Genomic DNA, 20,153 nt, shown 5'->3' with positions numbered 1-20,153 from the left:
CATGCTCCAGCCAAACCGGCATCCGATCACGCCTCCTGCGAGAACTTCGATGGAATTGCTTCCTGTTCGCCTGTCGCCAGGCGCCGACCTGCGCCTGGCCCTGGAAACCCTGCTGCGCCAGCACGGGTCCAACGCAGCGTATGTGTTGCAAGGCATCGGCAGCCTGAGCGTGGCGCAGTTGCGCCTGGCCGGCCGTCCAGCGCCGAGCGAGCTGCGCGGCGACCTCGAGATCCTGACCCTGGCCGGCTCCCTTTCGCCCGACGGCGCCCACCTGCACATGTCGGTGTCCGATGCGGACGGGCGCGTCATCGGCGGTCATGCCTGCGCCGGCTGCACGGTGCGCACGACGGCGGAAATCCTGATTGCCCTATTGCCCCAGCACCGCTTCCGGCGCGCGCTGGACGACGACACTGGCTTTCCGGAACTGTCGATCGCACGCGCGCATACACAAGATTGAACTGAAGGCATCCTGTAGACGGCTACAGACACCAGACAGGACCATGTAACTTCGCTGTCGATTCAACAGTGGCCGTGGATGCGGCCGGGCGACATGGTTAATGGCTCATCCCTGCGCAACTGGCGCCTCTCGGAATTTTGGCAATGCGGGGTCCATGTGATCCCAATGTGCCGCACTGGCGGTGTACATATCCAGGGTGGGACGAAAGCTTTCCGGCGTATCCAGGGTCCCGGCGCGAAGTCCCAATACACCTGGCATCATCTGCAGCTTGGCGAATAACTGCGAACCACATTCTGGACAAAAACCGCGACTGATCGCGTTGCCGCTGTCTGCCCTGGATTCGAAGTATTTGACGGTTCCTTGAATGTGAACCTGGTCTGATTGGACGAAGATCGCTGGAGTGAAAGCACTTCCCGAACTACGCTGGCAATCTCGACAATGGCAATTCCCGGAAAAGACCGGCTCAGCCGAGGCTTCAAAACGAACAGCACCGCACAAACAACCACCACTTAGCAATTTGGCCATACCCTTTAAAACTCCTCTATCACTCGTTTGCAGACGATGGCTTCGCCGCCCTCGCCAGCCGCAGCAATTTGCTTCGCAAGGTCGTTATTGGCTTCGACCAGCAGTTCGCGATAGTCAGTCGATTGTCGGATTGTAGGTAAGGCGGACCGCTCCTCCTCGGTGAAACCCACGAGCATCTTCTCGTATTCTCTTCGGAAGGTGGCTGGATCGAAGGAACCGCAACGACGTTCGACTGCATCAAACAATGCCAACTGCGCCAGGGCCGGATACTCCCAGACGGCAAGCGCATTCAGCGGCACCAGTACGCAGCCAAGGATGGTGTAGAGCAAAGCGCGCGACATCGATTCGCCTTGAAAAATATTTCGTTATCAGTCAGAGGGATCCAGTAGCTCAGCCGAGAATCCATCAGGCCAGCCATTGGACCTGAGTGTAAGTTATTCTTCAAATAAAAGAGCCGGGCTTATGGGAGGCGTTTCATTGCCATCCCGCGTACAGCGCGGGGTCATGTTCACGCCGCCAGCTTCTCCGCCCGCATGCTGCGCGGGAAACGCAACTCGTAGCGCAGCCCCTGCCCCGGCGCACTGTCCACGTGCACCGTCCCGCCCAGCGCGCCCGTCACCAGGTTGAACAGGATGTGCGCCCCCAGCCCACTGCCGCCACTGCCGCGCTTGGTCGTGAAGAAGGGATCGAACAATTTATCCAGCGACTCCTTGTCCATGCCGGCGCCATCGTCGGCGTAGCTCAGCGTCACCGTCTCGCCCTCGAGCGCCGCACGGATGCCGATCTTGCCGGCCTGCTCGCGTTCGAAGCCATGCACCAGCGAATTGACCACCATGTTGGTGACGATCTGCGACACGGCGCCCGGATAACTGTCCAGCACCAGGTCGTGCGGGCAATCGACCTCCACCTTCACCGGCCGCCCCTTGAGCTTGGGCTGCAGCGACAGCAATACTTCGCTCAGGTAATTGCGCATATTAAAACTGCGGATGTCGCCCGAGGATTGGTCCACCGCCACCTGCTTGAAGGAACGCACGAGCGCCGCCGCACGCTGGGTATTGGTGGTCATGATGCGCAGCGACTGGTCGACGATGTCGAAGAAATTGCCCAGGCTGTCTTCGGTCATCTCGCCATTCGCCAGTTCCTCGCGCGTCAGGCGCAGTTCTTCCACCAAATGGCTAGTGGCCGTCACGCAAATGCCCAGCGGCGTGTTGATTTCGTGGGCAACGCCGGCGACCAATCCACCCAGCGAGGCCAGCTTTTCCTGGCGCACCAGTTCGCCCTGCGCTTGCTGCAACTGGGTCAGGGCCGTGTTCAGGGCCGCGTTCTGCTCTTCCAGCAATTCCTTGGTGGCGCGCAGCTTGCGGTCGGCCTGCATGCGGGCAATCGCCACCGCGACGTGGCTGGCCATGAAGGCGAGCAAGTCGAGGTCGGCCTTGGTGTAGACCACGGCCGGATCGTAGCTCTGCACGATCAGCACGCCGTGCGGCTTGTCGTGCACCAGCATCGGCGCACCCATCCAGCTGGCGATGTCGACATTGCCCAGCGGCTCCTTTACCTGGCCGCTCGCCACCAGGCGCGCGAAGCTACCGGCGTCGTGCAATTGCGCCTGCTTCGATTGCAGCAGGTAGGAGCACATCGCCTTGCCGTAGGGGAAGCGCTTGACCGGCGCCTCGGCGTCCTTCTGGTCGACGAAGTACGGGATGCTGAAGTCCTGGGTTTCCGGGTGATACAAGCCGATCAGGAAATTCTCCGCCACCATCAGTTCGCCGATGATGCGGTGCAGGCTGGCCGTCAGGGTGTCGGTGTCGAGGGCGCTGGCCGACAGGTTCGCGATCTGGTACAGCGCGTGCTGCACCTGCTCGGCACGGCGCCGCTCGGCCACCTCGTGCGCCAGGCGCGCGGTACGCTCCTGCACGGCGCGTTCGAGGCGGTCCATGCTTTGCAGGCTCTGCAGCGCCACCGAAACGTGATTCGCGATCACCGAGAACAGCGCCTGGTCTTCATCGCTGTAGGTGTGCTCGGGGGTATAGCTCTGGATCACGATGGCGCCCAGCGGCAGGTGCTGCTGGTCGAGCAGCGGGCAACCGATCCAGTGCTCGGCCGCGCTGCCGGCGCCGAAGCTGGCGCCTTCGCGCTCGCGTGCATGGAAATCGTCGGCCGTCAGCACCAGGTCCTGCCCGTTCATGATGACCCAGGCGGTGGGCGATTGGTTCGGGGACGCCAGGCGTACCGGCTGGTTCAGTTGCGGGCCTTCGTCGGACTCGTCGACGAAATAGACGAAGCGCACCGTGCCTTCGTCGCGGTCGGACAGGGCCACATAGAAATTGGCCGCGTACATGATACGGCCTAGCGCGCGGTGTACGGCGCGGATGAATTCGGTGATATCGCTGCAACTGGTCGAGGTCTGCCCGATTTCAAGCAGCATCGACTGGACCGCTTCCAGCCGGTCGAGACGTTCCATAGGCTTCCCCTTTGCGTGACTTCTTCTGGATAATGCATTGAGGAAATATTAGCAGCAGATGGCGCCGACAAGTAGTTCTTTGGCGCCTCGCCGCTTCCGTGCGACAGAAAGACAACGCTCAGGTAAGACTTGCAAAGTGATGGCCATGGGGGCAGGATGAGTTCATCGACCGCGCCACCCAACAAGGAGACAAATGATGATCAAGGTCAGCGTGATGTACCCGAATGGTCCCGATGCCCATTTCGACGAGGCGTATTACCGCGACAAGCACATGCCGATGGTAAAGGAGCTGATGGGCGAGCACTGCAAGTACTACACGGTCGACCGGGCGCTCCCGTCGGGCGCATCGGACGGGAACGCGCCCTACATTGCCATGGGCCATTTGTTCTGCGATTCGGTCGAGGCCTTCCAGACCGGTTTCGGCCCGCATACCAAGGCGATCATGGCCGACATTCCCAACTACACCAACCAGAAGCCGGTGATCCAGATCAGCGAAGTGCTGGTCGGATAACGACCGCAAGCCGCCATGCTCCCGGTCGCGCTGTTCTCGCTCCTGACGCTGCTGGCCATCGGCTGGATGCTCTACATAAACGCAAAGGATCGCAAGCAGCTCGAACAGGAATTACTGGACGACGCTGACGACAAGGCCGCGCGGCGGTAATTCGGCTGGATCCGCTATCAGGAGACGTACGTGTTGTGGAAAATAGTATCGATGGCAATGCTGTGCTGCTGGTCCCTGCCCGCCTGGGCGGCGGACCCGTGGTGCAGCCCGGGCGGCGCGTCCGCACTGAGGTTTGAATGGCTGTCCAGGGACACAAGCAATCCCTCGATCGGCAGCGTGCGGATCCAGGATGCGTCGGGCAGGATCGTGCAAACGCTGGACGATCTGGAAAGCTATTACGGAGACAGCGAATCGCTGAATACCGGCACGGATTTCAATAACGACAGTTGCCCCGACCTGTTGCTCGTCCACAGCAAGGCGCCGATCGGTAACGAAAGCGTCCGGGTTTTCCTCTACAACGCGGAGGCGAAGCGCTTCGAGATAAACGAAGCCGTGTCGGAGCTGGCTGGGCCGAGCATCGATCCAGACGACAAGAATTGTTTGATCAGTTCATCGAAAGGCGGCGCCGAGGATGTCTACTCGGCAAAGCATTGCTGGAACAAGGGAAAGCTCGTCCTTCAAAGCGAATACGACATCTCGCCGCTGTACAAGGACGGCAAATTCCAGTGCTTCCAGCACACCAGCACGGTCTACCGTGGTGGCAAGAAGCGCACGCGGACGAACTGTACGAAAAAGTTCTGAGAACCACGCACGGCCTTGGCCGCATCGCGCTCAGGACGGATCGCGCGCCTTGCTCGGTTCCCACGGCATGGTCCCGATCTCCTGCTTCAGCAAGGCCAGGAAGCGCTCGGTGCGCGCCGAGCGCCGGCCGCGCTGGGCGCCCATCAACGCCACGATGTCCGCGCCCGGCGCTTCATGGTCGGGCAATACCTGCACCAGCCGGCCGCTGTGCAATTCCCTTGCCACGTCCCAGCTTGAACGCTGCATGATGCCATAGCCATCCAGCGCCCAACCCTTGACCACCCGCCCATCGTTGCTGGCCAGCGCAGGCGAAAACCGCACCGATTCGAAGTCAGTCTGCCCCGGCGCGCGCAGGCGCCACTGGCTCAGGTCTTGCGCGTTCTCGCGCAGCATCAGGCAGCGGTGCCGGCGCAGGTCGGCGATCGAGCGCGGCATGCCGTGCTGCTCGAGGTAGCCTGGTGCCGCGCACAGCAGGCGCTGGTTCTTGGCCAGCACGTGGCGCTGCAGGCTGGAATCGCGCAGCTCGCCGATGTGGACCACGATATCCCAGCCATCGCCGGTGGCGAGGTTCGGCCCGTCCGACAGTTCCAGCTCGACGGTGAGCGATGGATGCGCGGCCTGGAAGCGCGCCGCCAGCGGCGCCACGTGGGCGTTGCCGAAGCCGAGCGGCGCCAGGATGCGCAGGCAGCCGGTCATGTCGTTCTTGCGCTCGCCCAGCGCCTCGGCCAGGGCGTCCATGTCGGCCAGGATCAATGTCGCCTGCGTGGCCAGCAACTGGCCCTCGTCGGTGAGCGTGATGCGGCGGCCGAAGCGGTCGAGCAGGCGCAGGCCAAGCTTTTCCTCGATGGCTTGCAAACGCTGGGAAACCGACGAGGGCGTGACGAGCAGCACGCGGGCGGTGGCCGCCAGCGTCGGCTGGCTCGCCACGGTGCAAAAGAAACGCAAATCCTCGCTGCTCAGCATGAAGTTTTACCTTAACAAAGGAGTGGCCCGGCGTTAATCCCGGGCTTCATGCTCAACTATACAATAGCCGTTTTCACAACACGAAGGCTTCCATGCGACAGTGCATCCGCTTCCTGGCCATCGGCATGCTGGCATGCGCCGCCCACGCGGGCGCGCATGCAGCCCCGCATGCAGTCCAATCCGTGCTGACGCCCGAGCAACTGCGGCAAGACCTGCAGTTCATCCGCCAGACCATCGCCGAGATCCATCCCGAGCCCGGCATCACGATCGCGCCGGCCCGGCTGGAAGCAGCCCTGGACGCGGCGCAGGCGCAACTCTCCACGCCGATGGACCGCGATGCCGCCTGGCGCGTGCTGGGGAAACTGAATCCGCAATTCGCCGACGCCCACCTGGGGGTGTTCCAGCCCGGGCGCGACCAGCAGGTCAAGGCGCACCTGGCGGCTGGCGGCGGCTTCTTTCCCTACGAAGTCCGGGTAACGCCGGAGGGCGACCTCTTCATCCGCGCCGAGCTGGGCGGCAAAACGAGCACGCTGGCGCGCACGCGCATCGAGCACATCAACGGCGTGCCGGCAAACCAGCTCGTGCAGGAACTGCTGCAACTGGTCCACGGCGACACGGCGGCATTCCGCGCCGAGGTGTTGTCGCGCCGTTTCTGGTTTTATTATTGGAAAGTGGCCGGCGCCCCGGCCAGCTTCACGCTGGTGCAGAACGGCAAGCAGGTGAGCGTTCCTGCCAGCAGCGCCCTGCCTGAACTGTTCGTCGGCGCGGACTCGGCGGATTTCGACAAGGTCTACCGTTTCGAACTGCTGGGCAAGCACACGGCCCTCCTGACCATCAAGCAGTTCGGCTGGCCGGACAAGGACAAGTTCTACGCCTTTACGCAGGATGCGTTCGCCAGGATGCGCGCGGCCGGCGTGACCAATCTGCTGATCGACGTGCGCGAAAACGGCGGCGGCGACGACGACATGTGGAAAACCGGCATCCTGCCCTACATCGCCACCCGTCCCTACCGCCACACCTCGACTTACGTGAAGAAAGTGATCCCGGGCCGAGGCAGTGCCACGGAAAAAGTGGGCGACGTCATCCACGGTACACAAAATAACTGGGAACAGCCGCAACTCGGCAATCCCCTGCTGTTCAAGGGCCGCGTCTACGTGCTGGTGGGTGGGATGACTTACTCGTCCGCAGTGCTGTTCAGTAACGTGATGCAGGATTTCGGTTTCGCCCAGCTGGTCGGTGCACGCGGCTATGCACGTGCACGCCAGAGCGGCGGTATCCAGATTCGGAGTCTTCCGAATACGAAACTGGAGTTGGTGGTGCCGCGCTTCGTGCTCGACCGGCCGTCGGGCGCACGCACGCCGGAGCTGGTCACGCCCGATATCGTGCTGGCCGACGATCCCTTCGACGAGCGCGTGCTGGTCGACGCGCTATTGCAGCGCATCGAGCCGCAATAGGACTCAGCGCGGGGCGCGAAAGTCGTTTTCGATCCAGGCCAGGGCCGAGGCCGGGGTCAGCTTGAAGGTCGGCGCCACGCGCACCTTGGCCACTTCCTCGCCCATCTCGTCGGTGGCGGCCAGCATCGCGTAGGGGTCGTCATCGTCGGGCACGATGTCGAGCGTCACCTTCAGCTCGCCCTGCTCGGTCGAGACCACGGTGCTTTTATGCAGCATCGCGTGCAAATGCTGCTCGTGGCGGCGGATGACTTCCGAGGCCGTCTTGATCAGCGTGTTGAAGGCATTGACGTCGAGCGGCTTCGGGTTCTTCTTGTCGCGGCCCATGGTCCAGGGACCGACCAGCGCCGGCTCGCGCTCGCCATCCTTGTACATGGCGACCGCCCAGCCTTCGTCGTCTTCGTTCTTGATCACCTTGGCGGTCCAGCCGTTGCCTTGCCACAGGCGCGGCTCTTGCACCAGCGCGTCGTCGTCACCCGTTTCCAGGTCGTTTACATCGTCATTCATTGCTCGCTGCTTCCATCTTGCCGGGCTCGCGCCCAAAGCAAGATCATAGAGGAAATCAGGCGAGCGGGTGTGGCCGATCGCACTTGCCGGACGCGGCCTCGGCATGCAGGCGGAAGCCGGGCAAGCGGGGCGGGCGGATTGGCGGCGGCAAGGGCGTGCGCAGCGGATCGATGTTCGGCTGGCGCGGCGCTTCCCGATTGAAAGGGTTGATGATGATGGGCGGGATGGTAGGCGGCGCCGATGGCGGCCCCTTCGGTCCCCCACCCGCCCAAGGCTGGCGGTGCGGCGAGTTCATCATGGTGCTGACAGGATGCATAAAGCCTTCCTACAACAAAAGCAGGCTGTCAGTATAGGCGGCGAGCGGCGCAATGCAAGGTCAAAAGACTTAAGGCGCCTGGCAAACGGTCACGCGCTCCCATGCATGCTATTGCCAATCTGTTTCCTACTCGGGAGTTGCCCGAACCAGGAGGTCGCCAACAACGTCGCCCCGAACTGGCCCCTCTATCAGTTCAGCGCATTCGCGCATCCGGTTGCGCAGCTCGACCATGCGTACAGTGGACTCGGCTTGTGTAGACCAGACGAGTTCGGACGGCCATTGGGCGTAGGCAAAATAGTGGCCGTCGGCGCAATGGTGCAGACGCGACCCCAGGCCGCCGCGCTCATCGCGTATCAGTTCGGTGAGTTCGCGCCAGGCCTGCTCGAACTCACGCTCACGGTCAGAAGCTACTTTCCATTTAAAGTAAATCGCATGCATGACATCCTGTCGGATTGGCCGACCTCTTCTGGTCGCAAGGGGGATACCAGCTTACTGCTGGTCGTTGAGGCAGCACGGCTTTGCTACGTTACAGTCGCAAAGGACTGCTTCTGGCCGATTGCGGATCTATTGTAGCGTCAGCTATCGACCCAAAGCGGAAGGTCGTCAAATCAAATGAAGCGAGAACGGAGGCGCTCCATTTTCCTTCAACGCCTTATCGAAATCTTTTCTGCATTCAGCAACCGTCCCATACGTCTCATTTTCAGCGAGATAAAGTTCGTCTTCGATTGTATCGAAAATATGATAGAGCTCAGCGTCGCCCGTGGCACGAGCGACTCTCATTGCTTGCCGGATCGCTCCGCCCAGGGAATCGTTCGTGGAGTCCAGCGTCATCGAAATGCGCCCCAGTAGCCATCGGCAGACAAGGGCCATTTCCGGTTCACCCTCAACCTCATTGAGATCAGAGATGGCGTGTGCAAGCGGCTTGCGCCATGAGACTTCAATCACCTCTCCCGGCGGCTCATCCATTTGATCTATGACCGATATGGCCCACTCCATGGCTTCCTCCGCCTCACAGAGTCCAACTTCTAAGCCAATGCGGAAATATTGGGCAAAACTTGCTAGGGAGGGTTTCATGTAATCTCTGCTTGTATTGCAAGGTCCGCTGTTGGCCGATTGCAGACGTATTGTAGCGTCTGCTTTCGACCCAAAGCAGACGCGGCCCCTCAACGACAACCCGTATCACCGCGCTTCCAACTGAATGTCGCGATTGTGGCGCCGATGACAAGGAAGCTGTTCGTTGAATTCGAATACAGATAATGCACAAAGGCACCAGAAGGTAGAACGCTGGGTACAATCTTGCTTATCTCCAGTCGTTCGTCGGGCAGTGAGCCATTTGACGTGATCCACAAAGAAGAGTCGCCTGTTGGCCTGGTTTGGCAGATTGCTGGCTCAATCGAGCAAAAACATAGCCCAGAAAACTCAACCGTTCCCCGCTGCAGAGAGAACTGTTGGTCTCACGCGGTTGCCCGGCACTGGATGTCGAACTCGAGCGTCGCAGTTGCTCGCACAAAATCGACGGCAAACGACAACAGTTCTGCATCATGAAAAGTTGCGTCTTCGTATGTTTTGTCCAGCAAACTGTCCAGCGTTTCCATATGTTCCTTATGGCCGCTACCGGCCGATCCCTGCCAGTCTGCGACAGACCGGACCCGACCCATTGCGGACCTTGGGCAGTTACGCTGTTAGCGGGCAGCCTTACCAAACACGCGACTGTGCCAATACATCTGCGGTGCGGCAAACCAGTCTTCGTTCCTAGTCGTTCGGAACTGTGCAAGTTGAGCCATCGGTATTTGATAGCGACTGAACAATGCTAACAGGTCTCTAAGGGACGCCTGCGATAGGTTCGTTCTGACTATCAAGGTATCCTGTTCCCGCCGAAGGACACCAGGAATCTCCGTCGCCCACTCAAAGAGATGTTTCTCGTCCAGCTGCGAACCAAAATGCACGTCGGAACAGTCGAGATAAATCATTGGTTTCCTTGTTCTTCTGCGTCCGCTTCTGGCCGGTTGCAGACGTATTGTAGCGTCCGCTTTCGACCCAGGCTGTGTAAAAACGTGAAATTGAGCGGCAGATCCAGCTTCAGCAAGAAATCGGTTTAATTGCGGAGTGCCAGGAAGGGCTGTGGCACCCCGTGACCTCTGCGCGATATTTAGGCCGCCCGAGCAGCCAAAGCCTCCAAAGCAGGCCAAAGCGCCGCAGAAACCGGGCATAGGCCCGGATTGCAGCCAGCATGCCGCTGATACCGAGCACCGCTATCAATCTCCGGAAATTATAGGCGAGCACGTGCAAGCTCATCTCGGTTGCGACGCGCTCCAATCCTTTCAACCGAGGAACGCCGAATTCGCATGGCATCGGGATTCTGCTCAAGGCGCATCTGCATCTCGTCGAGCACGTCCTGATGTTCCCAGCGGGACACCCGTCGTTGCGTACTCGGTGTGCATTTATCCTTGAGGTGGCAACTCTTGCAGTTCGAGCTCCAGTATCGATTCAGCTTCATGCCTTTTTCGACGCTTGAGAAACGCCATATCAGGGATTCGCCTGCAGGACAACGATACTCGTTCTTTACTGGGTCGTAAATGAAGTCGGCCTTGTCGAATCGACCGTCGGCCTTGGCACCCGAGGTTTTCGTAGGAGGTACCAAGACAGAGATGCCTGCTTCATGACAGGCCAGGATTTCCTCACCTTTGAAGTAGCCGCGATCGGCAATTGCTGTCAGTGTCGTCGTGCCGATTGCAGCACGGGCTTTCTTGGCCATGCCTGACAATTGGTCGCGGTCGCTGCCGTTATTAGTCACCTCATGCTCGACGATCAAATGATGCTTGGCGTCGCCTGCGGCCCGCACGTTGTAGCCAACAATTCCCGAACCGCGCGTCATCACCGAGCGCGAGTCCGGGTCAGTAAGCGATATCTGCGTTTCGCCAGTCTCTATCAGCTTCGCTTCGATTTCCTTGAGCGTTGCCATTTGAGATTTCATCGCTGCGATCTTATCGTTGAGACGAACGCTTTTCGACTGTGCAGTAGCTGGTTCCTGCCGGTCAGCGGTATCGAGTTCTGCCAGATAGCGACCGATATTGGCTTCGATCTCCGCCATCCTGCGCTTGAGTTTTGCATCGGTAAAATTGCGATCACTGCTGTTGACGGCCTTGAATTTGCTGCCGTCGATCGCAACAACTGCATCCGAAAACAGATCCAGCTGCTGGCACAGCACGACGAACTGACGGCAGACCTTACCGATGGCCTTGCCGTTATCTTTTCGGAAGTTCGCAATCGTCTTGAAGTCAGGTGCCAAGCGTCCGGTAAGCCACATCAGCTCAACGTTGCGCTGGGCCTCTCGCTCAAGCCGCCGGCTCGATTGAATACGATTGAGGTAGCCGTAAATGTAGAGCTTGAGCAGTACGGCCGGATGATAAGCCGGTCGCCCTGTCTTGGCCGGTTGCATTCGCCCAAATCCGAGGCTGCCAAGATCAAGTTCTTCAACAAATACATCGACCACACGAACCGGGTTGTCCCCACTCACGTAGTCATCCAGGAGTTCAGGAAGCAGTGTTCCTTGTCCGCGATCTTCGCCTTCGATAAAGCGCTTCATTTGGCACCCCAGTGATGAGATACTTCCTCAACGTTTACCAAATCGGTTCCGTTTACATCGGCCTACGTTTTTACACAACCTGGACCCATTGCAGACATTGAATTGTGGCAGGTGAGCAGGCACGCTTACCTCAATCCTCATTGTCAGCGTCGTTCTGTTGACGAAGCCAAGGGCCTTCTACGCTTTCGCGCCAGGCAAGCCATCCCGGAGGAAGATCAGCAAGCTGGCTCACGGAAGGATCCAGATCCACCGCATGACTTAGGCACACCATAAGGGCTTCAGTCGGCGGATTCGAACCATCGAGGAATTGCCACCCATGGTCATCTTCATCATGTGTAACGAGAAGAATTGGGTGGCCGTCATTAACGATGGATCTGGACACGATTGTCGCGCAATTTAGAGGTTGATCGAAGTTCCACATTCTTAACTGTTCAAGATAAATTCGCGAGCTGACAAATAGCCGCTCTTGGCCGATAGCGGACACCTAGAACGGCTCAGTGTACGCGATTGTTGCTTCTGGAGAAACAAGAGGCTTGTCAGCCGCTCTTGAAGAGCAGTCGATCAATCACACACGTTCGTCGTCCTTTCCTGCACTCCGGCCCGCCGAACCTGCCGTTTGTCGCAGCCTGCTCGCACGCCTGACTGCATGCGCCTACAGTCAGCCCATACCCCCTGACCCAACAAGGAGAACACCATGAAAAAAATCGTCCCCTACCTCGTCCTGATCCTGTGCGCGCTACTGCTCTGGGACCTGCTGTTCAGCTTTGACGATGCCACCTTCCACATCGACGGCGACACGGTCGACGGCCCGGTCGGCGCCGCGCTGGCGCTGCTGTTCGGGGCCGGTGGGGCGATCCTCGGCGTGGTGGTGGCGGTCGTGGTGGGCGTGGTGCTGGCGGTGGTGTTCGCCGGCGTCGGCGTGGTGCTGCTGGCGGCGCTGGGCGTGGCGGGCGTGGCGGTGGCCGCGGCCATCGTGCCCTTCATGCTGCCGCTGCTGGCGCTGGTGCTGGTCTGGTACCTGGTGCAGCGCTCGCGCAAGAACCGCGTGGTGCATGCACAGGCGGTGTGACTTGTAGGGTGGACATGTGTGGTGCTGGCATCTAGCCAGCACCACTGTCCACGCGGTACGGCGGTGGATATATGGTTGCGCATGCAAATGAAGGTTCGCATGCGCAATGATTAATTCGACGGCGCATTCCATCAACCGGTCAAACAGCGTGGGCACAAGTGCCCACCCTACAAGAACTGTGCTGCGATGCTTGCAGGAGGTTGAACGCGTGGACGGCACAGCCGCCTCTCGTGGCCCGGTCCACCCTACGCTTATCCGCGCGACGCCTTCTCCGCCGCGTACTGCTCATACCCCCGCGCCCGCAGCGCGCAGGCCGGGCAAGTGCCGCAGCCATAGCCCCAGTCGTGGCGCGCGCCGCGTTCGCCCAGGTAGCAGGTGTGGGTTTCGAAGCGCACCAGGTCCACCAGCGCCTCGCCGCCGGCCTGCTCGGCCAGTTCCCAGGTCTGCTTCTTGTCGATCCACATCAGCGGCGTCTCGACCTTGGTGCGCGTGGCCATGCCCAGGTTCAGCGCCACCTGCAAGGCCTTCATCGTATCGTCGCGGCAATCCGGATAGCCCGAGAAATCGGTCTCGCACATGCCGCCCACCAGCACGTTCAGGCCGCGACGGTAAGCGACGGTGGCCGCCACCATCATGAACATCAGGTTACGGCCCGGCACGAAGGTATTCGGCAAGCCATTCGCCTGCATTTCGATGGCCACATTGCTGGTCAGCGCGGTATCGGAAATCTTGCCGATCAGCGACAAATCGATCATGTGGTCTTCGCCCAGCCGTGCATTCCACTCCGGCGAGAGCGCACGCATCTTGTCCAGCACGCTGGGGCGCACGGCCAGCTCGATGGCGTGGCGCTGGCCATAGTCGAAGCCGATGGTCTCGACGCGTTCGTAACGTTGCAGCGCCCAGGCCAGGCAGGTAGTGGAATCTTGCCCGCCACTGAAGAGTACAAGGGCGGTATCGGGAGGCAGCATGTGTGGTAATCCGGGAAGTTAATCGTTCGCCAGCATTTTTGCAATTCCGTTAAGATGACCTCAGCATTGACACTGAATGGAGAGACATGGTCCTCGCACCATCCGAGCGGACCGTAGCGGCGCCACGGCGATTGCGGATTTTGGCACAAATCGTGCTGTCCGTGTATGCCGTGCTGGGCGCCCAGGCCGCCACTGCCCAGGATACCAAGGGCATCAACTACAACGTGCGCATCGATGCGCCGCGCCAGCTTGACGACTTGCTCGAGGATAACCTCGACCTGTTGCGCTGGCGCGGCAATGCGCGCGTCGACCTCGAACAACTGCAGCGCTTGGTGAAGGAAGCGCCCGAGCAGGCGAAAGCCCTGATCGCCACCGAAGGCTATTACTCGCCGCAGGTCTCGGCCGGACTCGATACCAGCGGCGGCACGCCGGTGGCGCGCGTGATCGTCGAACCCGGCGAACCGACCCTGGTGAGCGACATCGATCTGGTGCTGCAAGGTTTCGTGCCCTTCGAACAGGGCGGCGCCCCCTACGACGCCGCTGCCCTGCGCAACCGCTGGTCGCTGCCCGTCGGCGCCCGCTTCCGCCAGGCCGACTGGGAAGGCGCCAAGCGCGATTTGCTGCGCGAAGTCGTGCAGTCGCGCTTCCCGCGTGCCCAGCTGGTGGAAACCAGCGCCACCGTCGACCCGGAAACCCGCAAGGCCTCGCTGCGCGTGGTCATGGACAGCGGCCCGGAAATGCGTTTCGGCGAGCTGCGCATCCGCGGCCTGAAGCGCTATCCGTCCACGGTGATCACCAACCTGAACAAGATCAAGCCGGGCGACGAATACAGCGAAACGGCGCTGCAGGCGCTGCAATCGCGCCTGCAGGAAACCGGCTACTTCTCCACGGTCGAAGTGAGCGCCGACATGCGCGCCGTGCTGAATGCCGAGATCCAGGAAATGAAGGACGACGACGACACGGATGCGCCGGCCGCGGCTGCCACCGCGCAGGCCGATCCGAACGCACCCGCCGTCCCCGGCCAGGCCGCCACCGGCGTCAAGCCCCCTACTCCAGGCCCGACCGTGCTGCCGGTGCTGGTGCGCGTCACCGAAAACAAGCAGAAGAACGTCGAAGTCGGCCTCGGCTTTTCCACCGACACCGGCGGCCGCGCCCAGGTCGGCTACGACGACCTGAACGTGTTCGGCAAGCGCATGAAGAGCGACCTCATCTACGAACAGAAGCGCCAGAGCGCGCGCGTCGATTTCTTCTGGCCGACCACGCCCGACGGCTACAACGACAGCGTCGGCGGCGGCGTCGAGCGCGAGGACGTGCGCGGCGAAATCACCACCACCGCCAGCGTGGCCGCGCGCCGCGCCTGGGGCACGCCGGAACTCGAACGCAGCCTGACGCTCGAGGTGCTGGCCGAGAAGCGCGAAGTCGCGGGTATCGACACCAACTACAGCAAGAGCATTCCGCTTACCTATAACGTCACGCGCCGCAAGCTCGACAACCTGCTGCAGCCGACGCGCGGCTATGCGCTCAACTGGCAGGTGGGCATTGCGCCGCTGCCGCTGCTGACCGACGAAAAATTCATCCGCGGCTATACGCGCGGCGTGTACTACCGCCCGGTCGGCGAGACCGGCACCCTGATCCTGCGCGGCGAAGCCGGTGCGGTCTTCTCGAAAGACAAAGAGGGCGTGCCGAGCAGCTTCCTGTTCCGTGCCGGCGGCGACCAGTCGGTGCGCGGCTACGGCTACCAGCAATTGGGCGTGCAGGAAGGTAACGCCATCGTCGGCGGCCGCTACCTGCTCACCGCGGGCGTCGAGTACCAGTACTGGTTCCGCCCACCATGGGGCGTGGCCGTGTTCTACGATGCCGGCAATGCCGGCGACAAGTTCAGCGACCTCAATCCGAAGTCCGGCTACGGCGTGGGCGCGCGCTGGCGCAGCCCGGTCGGCCCGATCAACGTCGACGTCGCCTATGGCCACGCCGTCAAAAAGGCGCGCCTGCACTTCTCACTTGGATTTACCTTCTGATGGACAGCGTCGACAACAACCCCACTTCGCCTGCGCAAACACCGCCGCAGGCACCGCAGCCACCGAAAGCGCGGCGCTGGCCGCGCCGCGTCGCCATCGGCCTCGTGGTCACCGGCGTGCTGGTCGGCAGCGCGGCCTGGTACCTGGGCCGCGAGACCACGCTGCAGATGATCGCCGAGCGCGCCGCGCGCGCCACCGACGGCAAGCTCACCATGACCGGCATCCGCGGCTCGATCTATGGCGCCATGCACATCGACCGCCTGGTCTGGCGCACCGACGAGCAACTGGCCATCGCCACGAACATCGACATCGACTGGTCGCCGCGCCAGCTGCTCTCGCGCGGCATCGAGATCACCCGGCTCCACGCGGCCGACCTGCGCATGGAAACCCTGCGCGAGTCGGAAGAGCCGACCACCATGCCAACGACCCTCGAAGCGCCATTCAAGATCGCGCTCGACGACGCGCGCCTGACGAAAGCCACTTTTGTGAGCAAGGGCGGCAACACCGAAATCTCGAACATCCGCCTGCGCCTGCACGGCGACAAGGTGAAATGGCAGCTCAGCGACGCAGTGGCCACCACGCCCTGGGGCCAGCTGGCGGCGAACGGCAGTATCGGCGCCCAGCGTCCGTTCAAGCTCGATGCCAACGCCAGCCTGAGCGGCACGCCGACCGGCGGCGCCACGCCGGCGCAACTGAAACTGCACGCCGGCGGCGACCTGAACCTGACCCAGCTCGACGCCTCCGGTTCGGCCGGCCGCGCCGGCGGCCAGGCGCGCATCGCCCTCTCTCCCTTCGCCGAGATCCCGCTGCGCAGCATGGACCTGAACGCGAAGAACATCGACCCCGGCTTCTTCAACCCCGAGCTGCCGACGGCCGACCTGAACCTGGTGGTCAAGGCCAGCCTGGACGACAAGCGCAACATCTCCGGCAGCGTGAACCTGGTGAACGACGGCGCAACAGGCACGATCGACCAGCAACGCCTGCCGCTGCGCGCGATGCGCGGCCAGCTGGGCGGCAACCTGGAGGCGATGAAGATCAGCGACGTCCTCGTCGACCTGGGCGGCGCCGGCAGCTTTACCGGCAGCGGCAGCGTACAGCGCGGCGAAGATGAAGAGGGCATCGGCACCGCCAACTTCGCCCTGCACACCGACCGCCTGGATTTGAAGCAGATCCACGGCAGCATGAAGCCGACCAAAATCGCTGGCGACATCGCCGTGGCGAACGCCGGCAACGTGCAGTCGCTGAACCTGAACCTGGTCGACGCCGGCCTGCGCCTGGCCGCGCGCGCCAAGCTCGAAGACAACGTCGTCGACATCGAGGAAGCGCGCCTCCTGGCCGGCAAGGGCGTGATCACCGTCACCGGCAACGCCAAGCTGGCCGACGACAAGGCATTCAATGTCAAAGCCAACGCCAGCCGCTTCAACCCCGCCGCGCTGGGCGATTATCCCCAGGCCGACCTGAACGCCGACATCAACGCCGCCGGCGTCCTCGCGCCCGAGTGGAAGGTGAACGCCGACTTCGCCATGCGTCCGAGCCGCCTGTTCGACCAGCCGCTGTCCGGCCGCGGCAAGCTGGCCGCCGATGCGAAACACGTGAGCGGCGTCGACGCGACCGTCGCCCTCGGCCAGAACAAGGTCGACCTGAACGGCGCATTCGGCGCCCCCGGCGAAAAACTCAACTGGCGCCTCGATGGCCGCCAGCTGGCCGCCCTGCGCGCCGATTTGTACGGCGCCGTGAATGCCAGCGGCGTCGTCACCGGCACCATGCAGGCGCCGCGCACCACCTTTGAAGTCGATGCGAATGGCCTGGGCTGGGTCGCGGCCCAGCGCAAGGCCAACGACGGCAAGCTGCACGTCACCGGCGAAGCCTGGCTCGCCGGCGGCGAGGATGCGCGCTTCGTCGAGGTCAAGGCCAACGGTAACATGAGCCGCTTCAACCCGGCCGCCTTTGGCAGCCCGCTCCCGGGCAGCATCAACGGCAGCTTTGCCGCCAGCGGCCGCTCCGGCGCCGACTGGCGCGGCGCCCTCGACCTGAAAGTCGAAGACTCGACCCTGTCGAAGTCGCCGTTCTGGGGCTATGCGCGCCTGAACGCCGACCGCCGCCACATCTCGAACACCGACGTCGATTTGCACGTCGGTCCGAACGTGATCGCGGCAAAGGGCAGCTTCGGCGCCGGCCGCGACCAGCTCGACTGGCGCATCGACGCCGGCCAGCTGGCCGCCTTGGGCCCCGACTTCGGCGGCGCCCTGCGCGGCAACGGCACCCTGACCGGCACCATGGAAACGCCCTCGCTCACGGCCGCGCTGGAAGGCCAGAACCTGAAGTTCCTCGGCACTCACACGGTGCGCTCGCTGCGCGCCAGCGCCAATCTCGGCTCGGGCCGGGGCGGCGCCGACCCGCTGGTCAGCGACATCCAGGTGCTCGATTACGCGAATGGCGACACCCGCATCGCCGCCGCCAGTTTGCAAACGAGCGGCACGCGCGCGTCGCACACCCTGCGCGCGGCCGGCCGCAGCGACGACTTCGACGCCCTGGTCGAAGTGCGCGGCGGCTGGAGCGGCAATGCCTGGAACGGCACCCTGGCGACGCTGCAAAACAAGGGCCGCTATGCGATGACCCTGGCCCAGCCGGTACCATTGAAAATCGGCGTGGCGCCCGGCGCCGGCGTGGCCGGCCTGGCCTCGCCCGAATCGCTGGCCTTCAATGGCGCCGTGATCAAGCTGCCGACCGGCACCGTCAACATTGCCTCGCTCACCAAGCAGGGCCCGCGCTGGAACAGCCGTGGCGCCGCAGCCGGCGTGCCGCTGAATTACATCGCCCAGTTCTCGCCGGCGTTGCGCGAAAACGTGCAGGGTAACCTGACCCTCGGCGCCGACTGGTCGCTCGACATGCGCGTGGCCGGCGGTAAGGCCGCCCCTGCCCTGGCCGGCGGCGTGCACGTGTTCCGCGAGGGCGGCGACGCGCTTGTCGGCGCCGACGTGCCGGTGGCCCTGGGCCTGCGTACGCTGGATTTGCGTGCGGACGTGCAGGGCAGCTCGCTGCGCACGCAAGTGGCGCTGGACGGCACCCGCACCGGCTCCGCGCGCGTCGACGGCACCGTACAGATGCTGAATGGCCGCGTCGACCAGGACAGCCCGCTGCGCATGACGGCCGTCGCCGACATGGCGTCGATTGCCTGGCTGGCGCCGCTGGCCGGCCAGCGCGACCTGGAACTCGACGGCAGCCTGAAGGCCAATCTGACGGCCGGCGGCACCATCGGCACGCCCTCGCTGAACGGCACCGTGAACGGCGACGCCCTCGCCGTGCGCTGGCCGGAACAGGGCGTGCGTTTGCGTAACGGCCAGCTGCGTTCGCAGCTGGAAGGCGACCGCCTGGTGCTGCAACGCCTCTACCTCGAAGGCGTGCAGGGCAATGCCACGGCCGACGGCTCGGTGCGCTTCGGTACGGATGGCGCGATCCAGCTGCGCCTGGTGGCGAACAAGCTCGAAGCCCTGTCGCGTCCGGACCGCACGGTGATCGTCTCCGGCGAAGCGAACCTGGTGCGCGACGCCCAGCGCTTTGCGCTGGATGGCCGCTTCAAGGCCGACCGCGCCCTGATCGAATTCGCGCCGCAAGGCCGTCCGACCATCTCCGAGGACGTGATCGTGCTGGGCCGCGGCGCACCGGCCGCGCCGCAGAAGAAGGAAGCGGAGATGCCGCTCACGATCAACCTGGCAGCCGACCTGGGCGACGACTTCCACCTGCGCGGCCTGGGCATCGACGCCTACCTGGCCGGCAGCGCGCGCGTGCGCATGGTCGGCAACAGCGACCCGCGCGTGAATGGCACCATCCGCGTGGCCAGCGGCCAGTATGCGGCCTACGGCCAGAAGCTGACCATCGACCGCGGCGTGCTGACCTTCAACGGCCGCTACGACAATCCATCGCTCGACGTGCTGGCCGTGCGCAAGCAGCCGGAAGGCACGCAGCTGAGCGAGACGAACGTCGAAGCCGGCGTGCAGGTCACCGGCACGGCGCAGGCGCCGGTGGCGAAACTGGTGTCGACGCCGTCGGTGCCGGATTCCGAGAAGCTGTCCTGGCTGGTGCTGGGCCACGGCATGGAAGGCACGAGCGGCAACGAGAAGGACGTGCTGAGCGCGGCGGCCGGCGCCCTGCTGGGCGGCAAAGGCGGCACCGGCGGCATCACCTCGAAGCTGGCGAATTCGCTGGGCGTGGATGAACTGGGCGTCGGCCAGGGCCGCAACGGCGACGCCGAGGGTCTGGCGAATACGGTGGTCACGGTCGGCAAGCGGATTTCCTCGCGCGCCTACCTGAGCTTCGAGCAGGGCGCGACCACGGCGTCGAGCCTGGTGCGCCTGCGCTATAAACTCAACCCGCGCTGGACGCTGCAGTTCCAGACGGGGACGAATACGGCACTGGACGTGCTGTATGCGTGGGCCTTCGATTGAGCGCCTGATACACCTCCATGGCGGCGTTGCATCGGCTCGCCGTACATTCGTACTGTCTTCGCCGATGCGCCTTGCCCTGGAGGC

General features: G+C 62.9%; 19 protein-coding genes and 1 pseudogene. 8 read left to right on the top strand and 12 right to left on the bottom strand.

The window, feature by feature from the left end; translation table 11 throughout:
* The first annotated feature begins 49 nt into the window (after positions 1–49).
* Entirely contained in the window at positions 50–457 is a 408-nt protein-coding gene (locus tag QPK31_RS16200; RefSeq protein ID WP_290423946.1) for a PPC domain-containing DNA-binding protein, read from the top strand.
* 105 nt (positions 458–562) lie between these two features.
* Here the strand turns inward: QPK31_RS16200 and QPK31_RS16195 are convergent, their stop codons facing one another.
* The 3 genes from QPK31_RS16195 to QPK31_RS16185 all read right to left on the bottom strand — a co-directional run bounded on the left by QPK31_RS16195 (position 563) and on the right by QPK31_RS16185 (position 3,443).
* On the bottom strand, positions 563–982 hold the full coding sequence (locus QPK31_RS16195) for a GFA family protein (protein WP_290423945.1): 420 nt from the start codon (positions 980–982) through the stop codon (positions 563–565).
* Between the two features lie 5 nt (positions 983–987).
* Positions 988–1,323, bottom strand: coding sequence for a hypothetical protein (locus QPK31_RS16190; protein WP_290423944.1), 336 nt, complete (start codon positions 1,321–1,323; stop codon positions 988–990).
* A 167-nt stretch (positions 1,324–1,490) separates the two neighbouring features.
* Complete coding sequence (locus QPK31_RS16185; RefSeq protein ID WP_290423943.1) at positions 1,491–3,443, bottom strand: GAF domain-containing sensor histidine kinase; 1,953 nt, start codon at positions 3,441–3,443, stop codon at positions 1,491–1,493.
* Between the two features lie 196 nt (positions 3,444–3,639).
* On the opposite strand from QPK31_RS16185, the gene QPK31_RS16180 reads away from it, so the two are divergent.
* Genes QPK31_RS16180 through QPK31_RS16170 form a run of 3 tightly spaced genes read left to right on the top strand, consistent with a single transcriptional unit; the run spans position 3,640 to position 4,746 of the window.
* On the top strand, positions 3,640–3,954 hold the full coding sequence (locus QPK31_RS16180; RefSeq protein ID WP_290424046.1) for an EthD family reductase: 315 nt from the start codon (positions 3,640–3,642) through the stop codon (positions 3,952–3,954).
* Between the two features lie 15 nt (positions 3,955–3,969).
* A complete protein-coding gene (locus tag QPK31_RS16175; RefSeq protein WP_290423942.1) occupies positions 3,970–4,104 on the top strand; it encodes a hypothetical protein in 135 nt (44 codons plus the stop codon).
* 51 nt (positions 4,105–4,155) lie between these two features.
* On the top strand, positions 4,156–4,746 hold the full coding sequence (locus QPK31_RS16170; RefSeq protein ID WP_290423941.1) for a hypothetical protein: 591 nt from the start codon (positions 4,156–4,158) through the stop codon (positions 4,744–4,746).
* A 30-nt stretch (positions 4,747–4,776) separates the two neighbouring features.
* On the opposite strand, the gene QPK31_RS16165 is transcribed toward QPK31_RS16170, so the two are convergent.
* Positions 4,777–5,709: a LysR family transcriptional regulator gene (locus QPK31_RS16165; protein WP_290423940.1), complete on the bottom strand. Its 933-nt coding sequence runs from the start codon at positions 5,707–5,709 to the stop codon at positions 4,777–4,779.
* A gap of 92 nt (positions 5,710–5,801) precedes the next feature.
* On the opposite strand from QPK31_RS16165, the gene QPK31_RS16160 reads away from it, so the two are divergent.
* On the top strand, positions 5,802–7,163 hold the full coding sequence (locus tag QPK31_RS16160; protein WP_290423939.1) for a S41 family peptidase: 1,362 nt from the start codon (positions 5,802–5,804) through the stop codon (positions 7,161–7,163).
* 3 nt (positions 7,164–7,166) lie between these two features.
* Here QPK31_RS16160 and QPK31_RS16155 read toward each other — a convergent pair whose 3' ends face one another.
* The 7 genes and pseudogenes from QPK31_RS16155 to QPK31_RS16125 form a co-directional block, all read right to left on the bottom strand.
* The gene (locus QPK31_RS16155) at positions 7,167–7,667 is read right to left on the bottom strand and encodes a hypothetical protein (protein ID WP_290423938.1); all 501 of its coding nucleotides are present in this window, start codon (positions 7,665–7,667) and stop codon (positions 7,167–7,169) included.
* Between the two features lie 55 nt (positions 7,668–7,722).
* On the bottom strand, positions 7,723–7,983 hold the full coding sequence (locus QPK31_RS16150; protein WP_290423937.1) for a hypothetical protein: 261 nt from the start codon (positions 7,981–7,983) through the stop codon (positions 7,723–7,725).
* 126 nt (positions 7,984–8,109) lie between these two features.
* Positions 8,110–8,421 carry an antibiotic biosynthesis monooxygenase gene (locus QPK31_RS16145; protein WP_290423936.1) on the bottom strand — a complete coding sequence of 104 codons (312 nt, stop codon included), beginning with the start codon at positions 8,419–8,421 and terminating at the stop codon, positions 8,110–8,112.
* A gap of 165 nt (positions 8,422–8,586) precedes the next feature.
* Positions 8,587–9,057, bottom strand: coding sequence for a hypothetical protein (locus QPK31_RS16140; RefSeq protein ID WP_290423935.1), 471 nt, complete (start codon positions 9,055–9,057; stop codon positions 8,587–8,589).
* Between the two features lie 380 nt (positions 9,058–9,437).
* Positions 9,438–9,578, bottom strand: a complete 141-nt coding sequence (locus tag QPK31_RS16135) for a hypothetical protein (protein WP_290423934.1) — start codon at positions 9,576–9,578, stop codon at positions 9,438–9,440.
* Positions 9,579–9,665: 87 nt separating this feature from the next.
* Positions 9,666–9,953 carry a hypothetical protein gene (locus QPK31_RS16130; protein ID WP_290423933.1) on the bottom strand — a complete coding sequence of 96 codons (288 nt, stop codon included), beginning with the start codon at positions 9,951–9,953 and terminating at the stop codon, positions 9,666–9,668.
* A 241-nt stretch (positions 9,954–10,194) separates the two neighbouring features.
* Positions 10,195–11,569, bottom strand: a pseudogene (locus tag QPK31_RS16125) (IS1182 family transposase); the annotation flags it as partial.
* Positions 11,570–12,263: 694 nt separating this feature from the next.
* Here QPK31_RS16125 and QPK31_RS16120 point away from each other — a divergent pair.
* Positions 12,264–12,638, top strand: a complete 375-nt coding sequence (locus tag QPK31_RS16120; RefSeq protein WP_290423932.1) for a hypothetical protein — start codon at positions 12,264–12,266, stop codon at positions 12,636–12,638.
* A 251-nt stretch (positions 12,639–12,889) separates the two neighbouring features.
* Here the strand turns inward: QPK31_RS16120 and queC are convergent, their stop codons facing one another.
* The gene (queC, locus tag QPK31_RS16115; protein ID WP_290423931.1) at positions 12,890–13,606 is read right to left on the bottom strand and encodes a 7-cyano-7-deazaguanine synthase QueC; all 717 of its coding nucleotides are present in this window, start codon (positions 13,604–13,606) and stop codon (positions 12,890–12,892) included.
* 152 nt (positions 13,607–13,758) lie between these two features.
* Here queC and QPK31_RS16110 point away from each other — a divergent pair, with 152 nt between their 5' ends.
* Together QPK31_RS16110 and QPK31_RS16105 are read left to right on the top strand one after the other, a co-directional pair.
* The gene (locus QPK31_RS16110) at positions 13,759–15,624 is read left to right on the top strand and encodes an autotransporter assembly complex family protein (RefSeq protein WP_374045817.1); all 1,866 of its coding nucleotides are present in this window, start codon (positions 13,759–13,761) and stop codon (positions 15,622–15,624) included.
* Positions 15,624–20,069: a translocation/assembly module TamB domain-containing protein gene (locus tag QPK31_RS16105; RefSeq protein WP_290423930.1), complete on the top strand. Its 4,446-nt coding sequence runs from the start codon at positions 15,624–15,626 to the stop codon at positions 20,067–20,069. Before QPK31_RS16110 ends, QPK31_RS16105 begins: the two co-directional genes overlap by 1 nt.
* Positions 20,070–20,153: the final 84 nt, after the last annotated feature.

Source organism: Massilia sp. YIM B02769, assembly GCF_030411995.1.
Lineage (GTDB): Bacteria > Pseudomonadota > Gammaproteobacteria > Burkholderiales > Burkholderiaceae_D > Telluria.
This window is presented reverse-complemented; position numbering and strand designations above follow the sequence as displayed.

Excerpts from the sequence above, each read along its gene's own strand:
- QPK31_RS16190 (WP_290423944.1), bottom strand. The coding sequence starts at position 1,323 with ATGTCGCGCGCTTTGCTCTACACCATCCTTGGCTGCGTACTGGTGCCG.
- QPK31_RS16145 (WP_290423936.1), bottom strand. The coding sequence starts at position 8,421 with ATGCATGCGATTTACTTTAAATGGAAAGTAGCTTCTGACCGTGAGCGT.
- QPK31_RS16195 (WP_290423945.1), bottom strand. The coding sequence starts at position 982 with ATGGCCAAATTGCTAAGTGGTGGTTGTTTGTGCGGTGCTGTTCGTTTT.
- QPK31_RS16120 (WP_290423932.1), top strand. The coding sequence starts at position 12,264 with ATGAAAAAAATCGTCCCCTACCTCGTCCTGATCCTGTGCGCGCTACTG.
- QPK31_RS16140 (WP_290423935.1), bottom strand. The coding sequence starts at position 9,057 with ATGAAACCCTCCCTAGCAAGTTTTGCCCAATATTTCCGCATTGGCTTA.
- QPK31_RS16160 (WP_290423939.1), top strand. The coding sequence starts at position 5,802 with ATGCGACAGTGCATCCGCTTCCTGGCCATCGGCATGCTGGCATGCGCC.
- QPK31_RS16170 (WP_290423941.1), top strand. The coding sequence starts at position 4,156 with ATGGCAATGCTGTGCTGCTGGTCCCTGCCCGCCTGGGCGGCGGACCCG.
- QPK31_RS16165 (WP_290423940.1), bottom strand. The coding sequence starts at position 5,709 with ATGCTGAGCAGCGAGGATTTGCGTTTCTTTTGCACCGTGGCGAGCCAG.
- QPK31_RS16200 (WP_290423946.1), top strand. The coding sequence starts at position 50 with ATGGAATTGCTTCCTGTTCGCCTGTCGCCAGGCGCCGACCTGCGCCTG.
- QPK31_RS16180 (WP_290424046.1), top strand. The coding sequence starts at position 3,640 with ATGATCAAGGTCAGCGTGATGTACCCGAATGGTCCCGATGCCCATTTC.
- QPK31_RS16135 (WP_290423934.1), bottom strand. The coding sequence starts at position 9,578 with ATGGAAACGCTGGACAGTTTGCTGGACAAAACATACGAAGACGCAACT.
- QPK31_RS16105 (WP_290423930.1), top strand. The coding sequence starts at position 15,624 with ATGGACAGCGTCGACAACAACCCCACTTCGCCTGCGCAAACACCGCCG.
- QPK31_RS16185 (WP_290423943.1), bottom strand. The coding sequence starts at position 3,443 with ATGGAACGTCTCGACCGGCTGGAAGCGGTCCAGTCGATGCTGCTTGAA.
- QPK31_RS16155 (WP_290423938.1), bottom strand. The coding sequence starts at position 7,667 with ATGAATGACGATGTAAACGACCTGGAAACGGGTGACGACGACGCGCTG.
- QPK31_RS16130 (WP_290423933.1), bottom strand. The coding sequence starts at position 9,953 with ATGATTTATCTCGACTGTTCCGACGTGCATTTTGGTTCGCAGCTGGAC.
- QPK31_RS16150 (WP_290423937.1), bottom strand. The coding sequence starts at position 7,983 with ATGCATCCTGTCAGCACCATGATGAACTCGCCGCACCGCCAGCCTTGG.
- QPK31_RS16175 (WP_290423942.1), top strand. The coding sequence starts at position 3,970 with ATGCTCCCGGTCGCGCTGTTCTCGCTCCTGACGCTGCTGGCCATCGGC.
- queC (WP_290423931.1), bottom strand. The coding sequence starts at position 13,606 with ATGCTGCCTCCCGATACCGCCCTTGTACTCTTCAGTGGCGGGCAAGAT.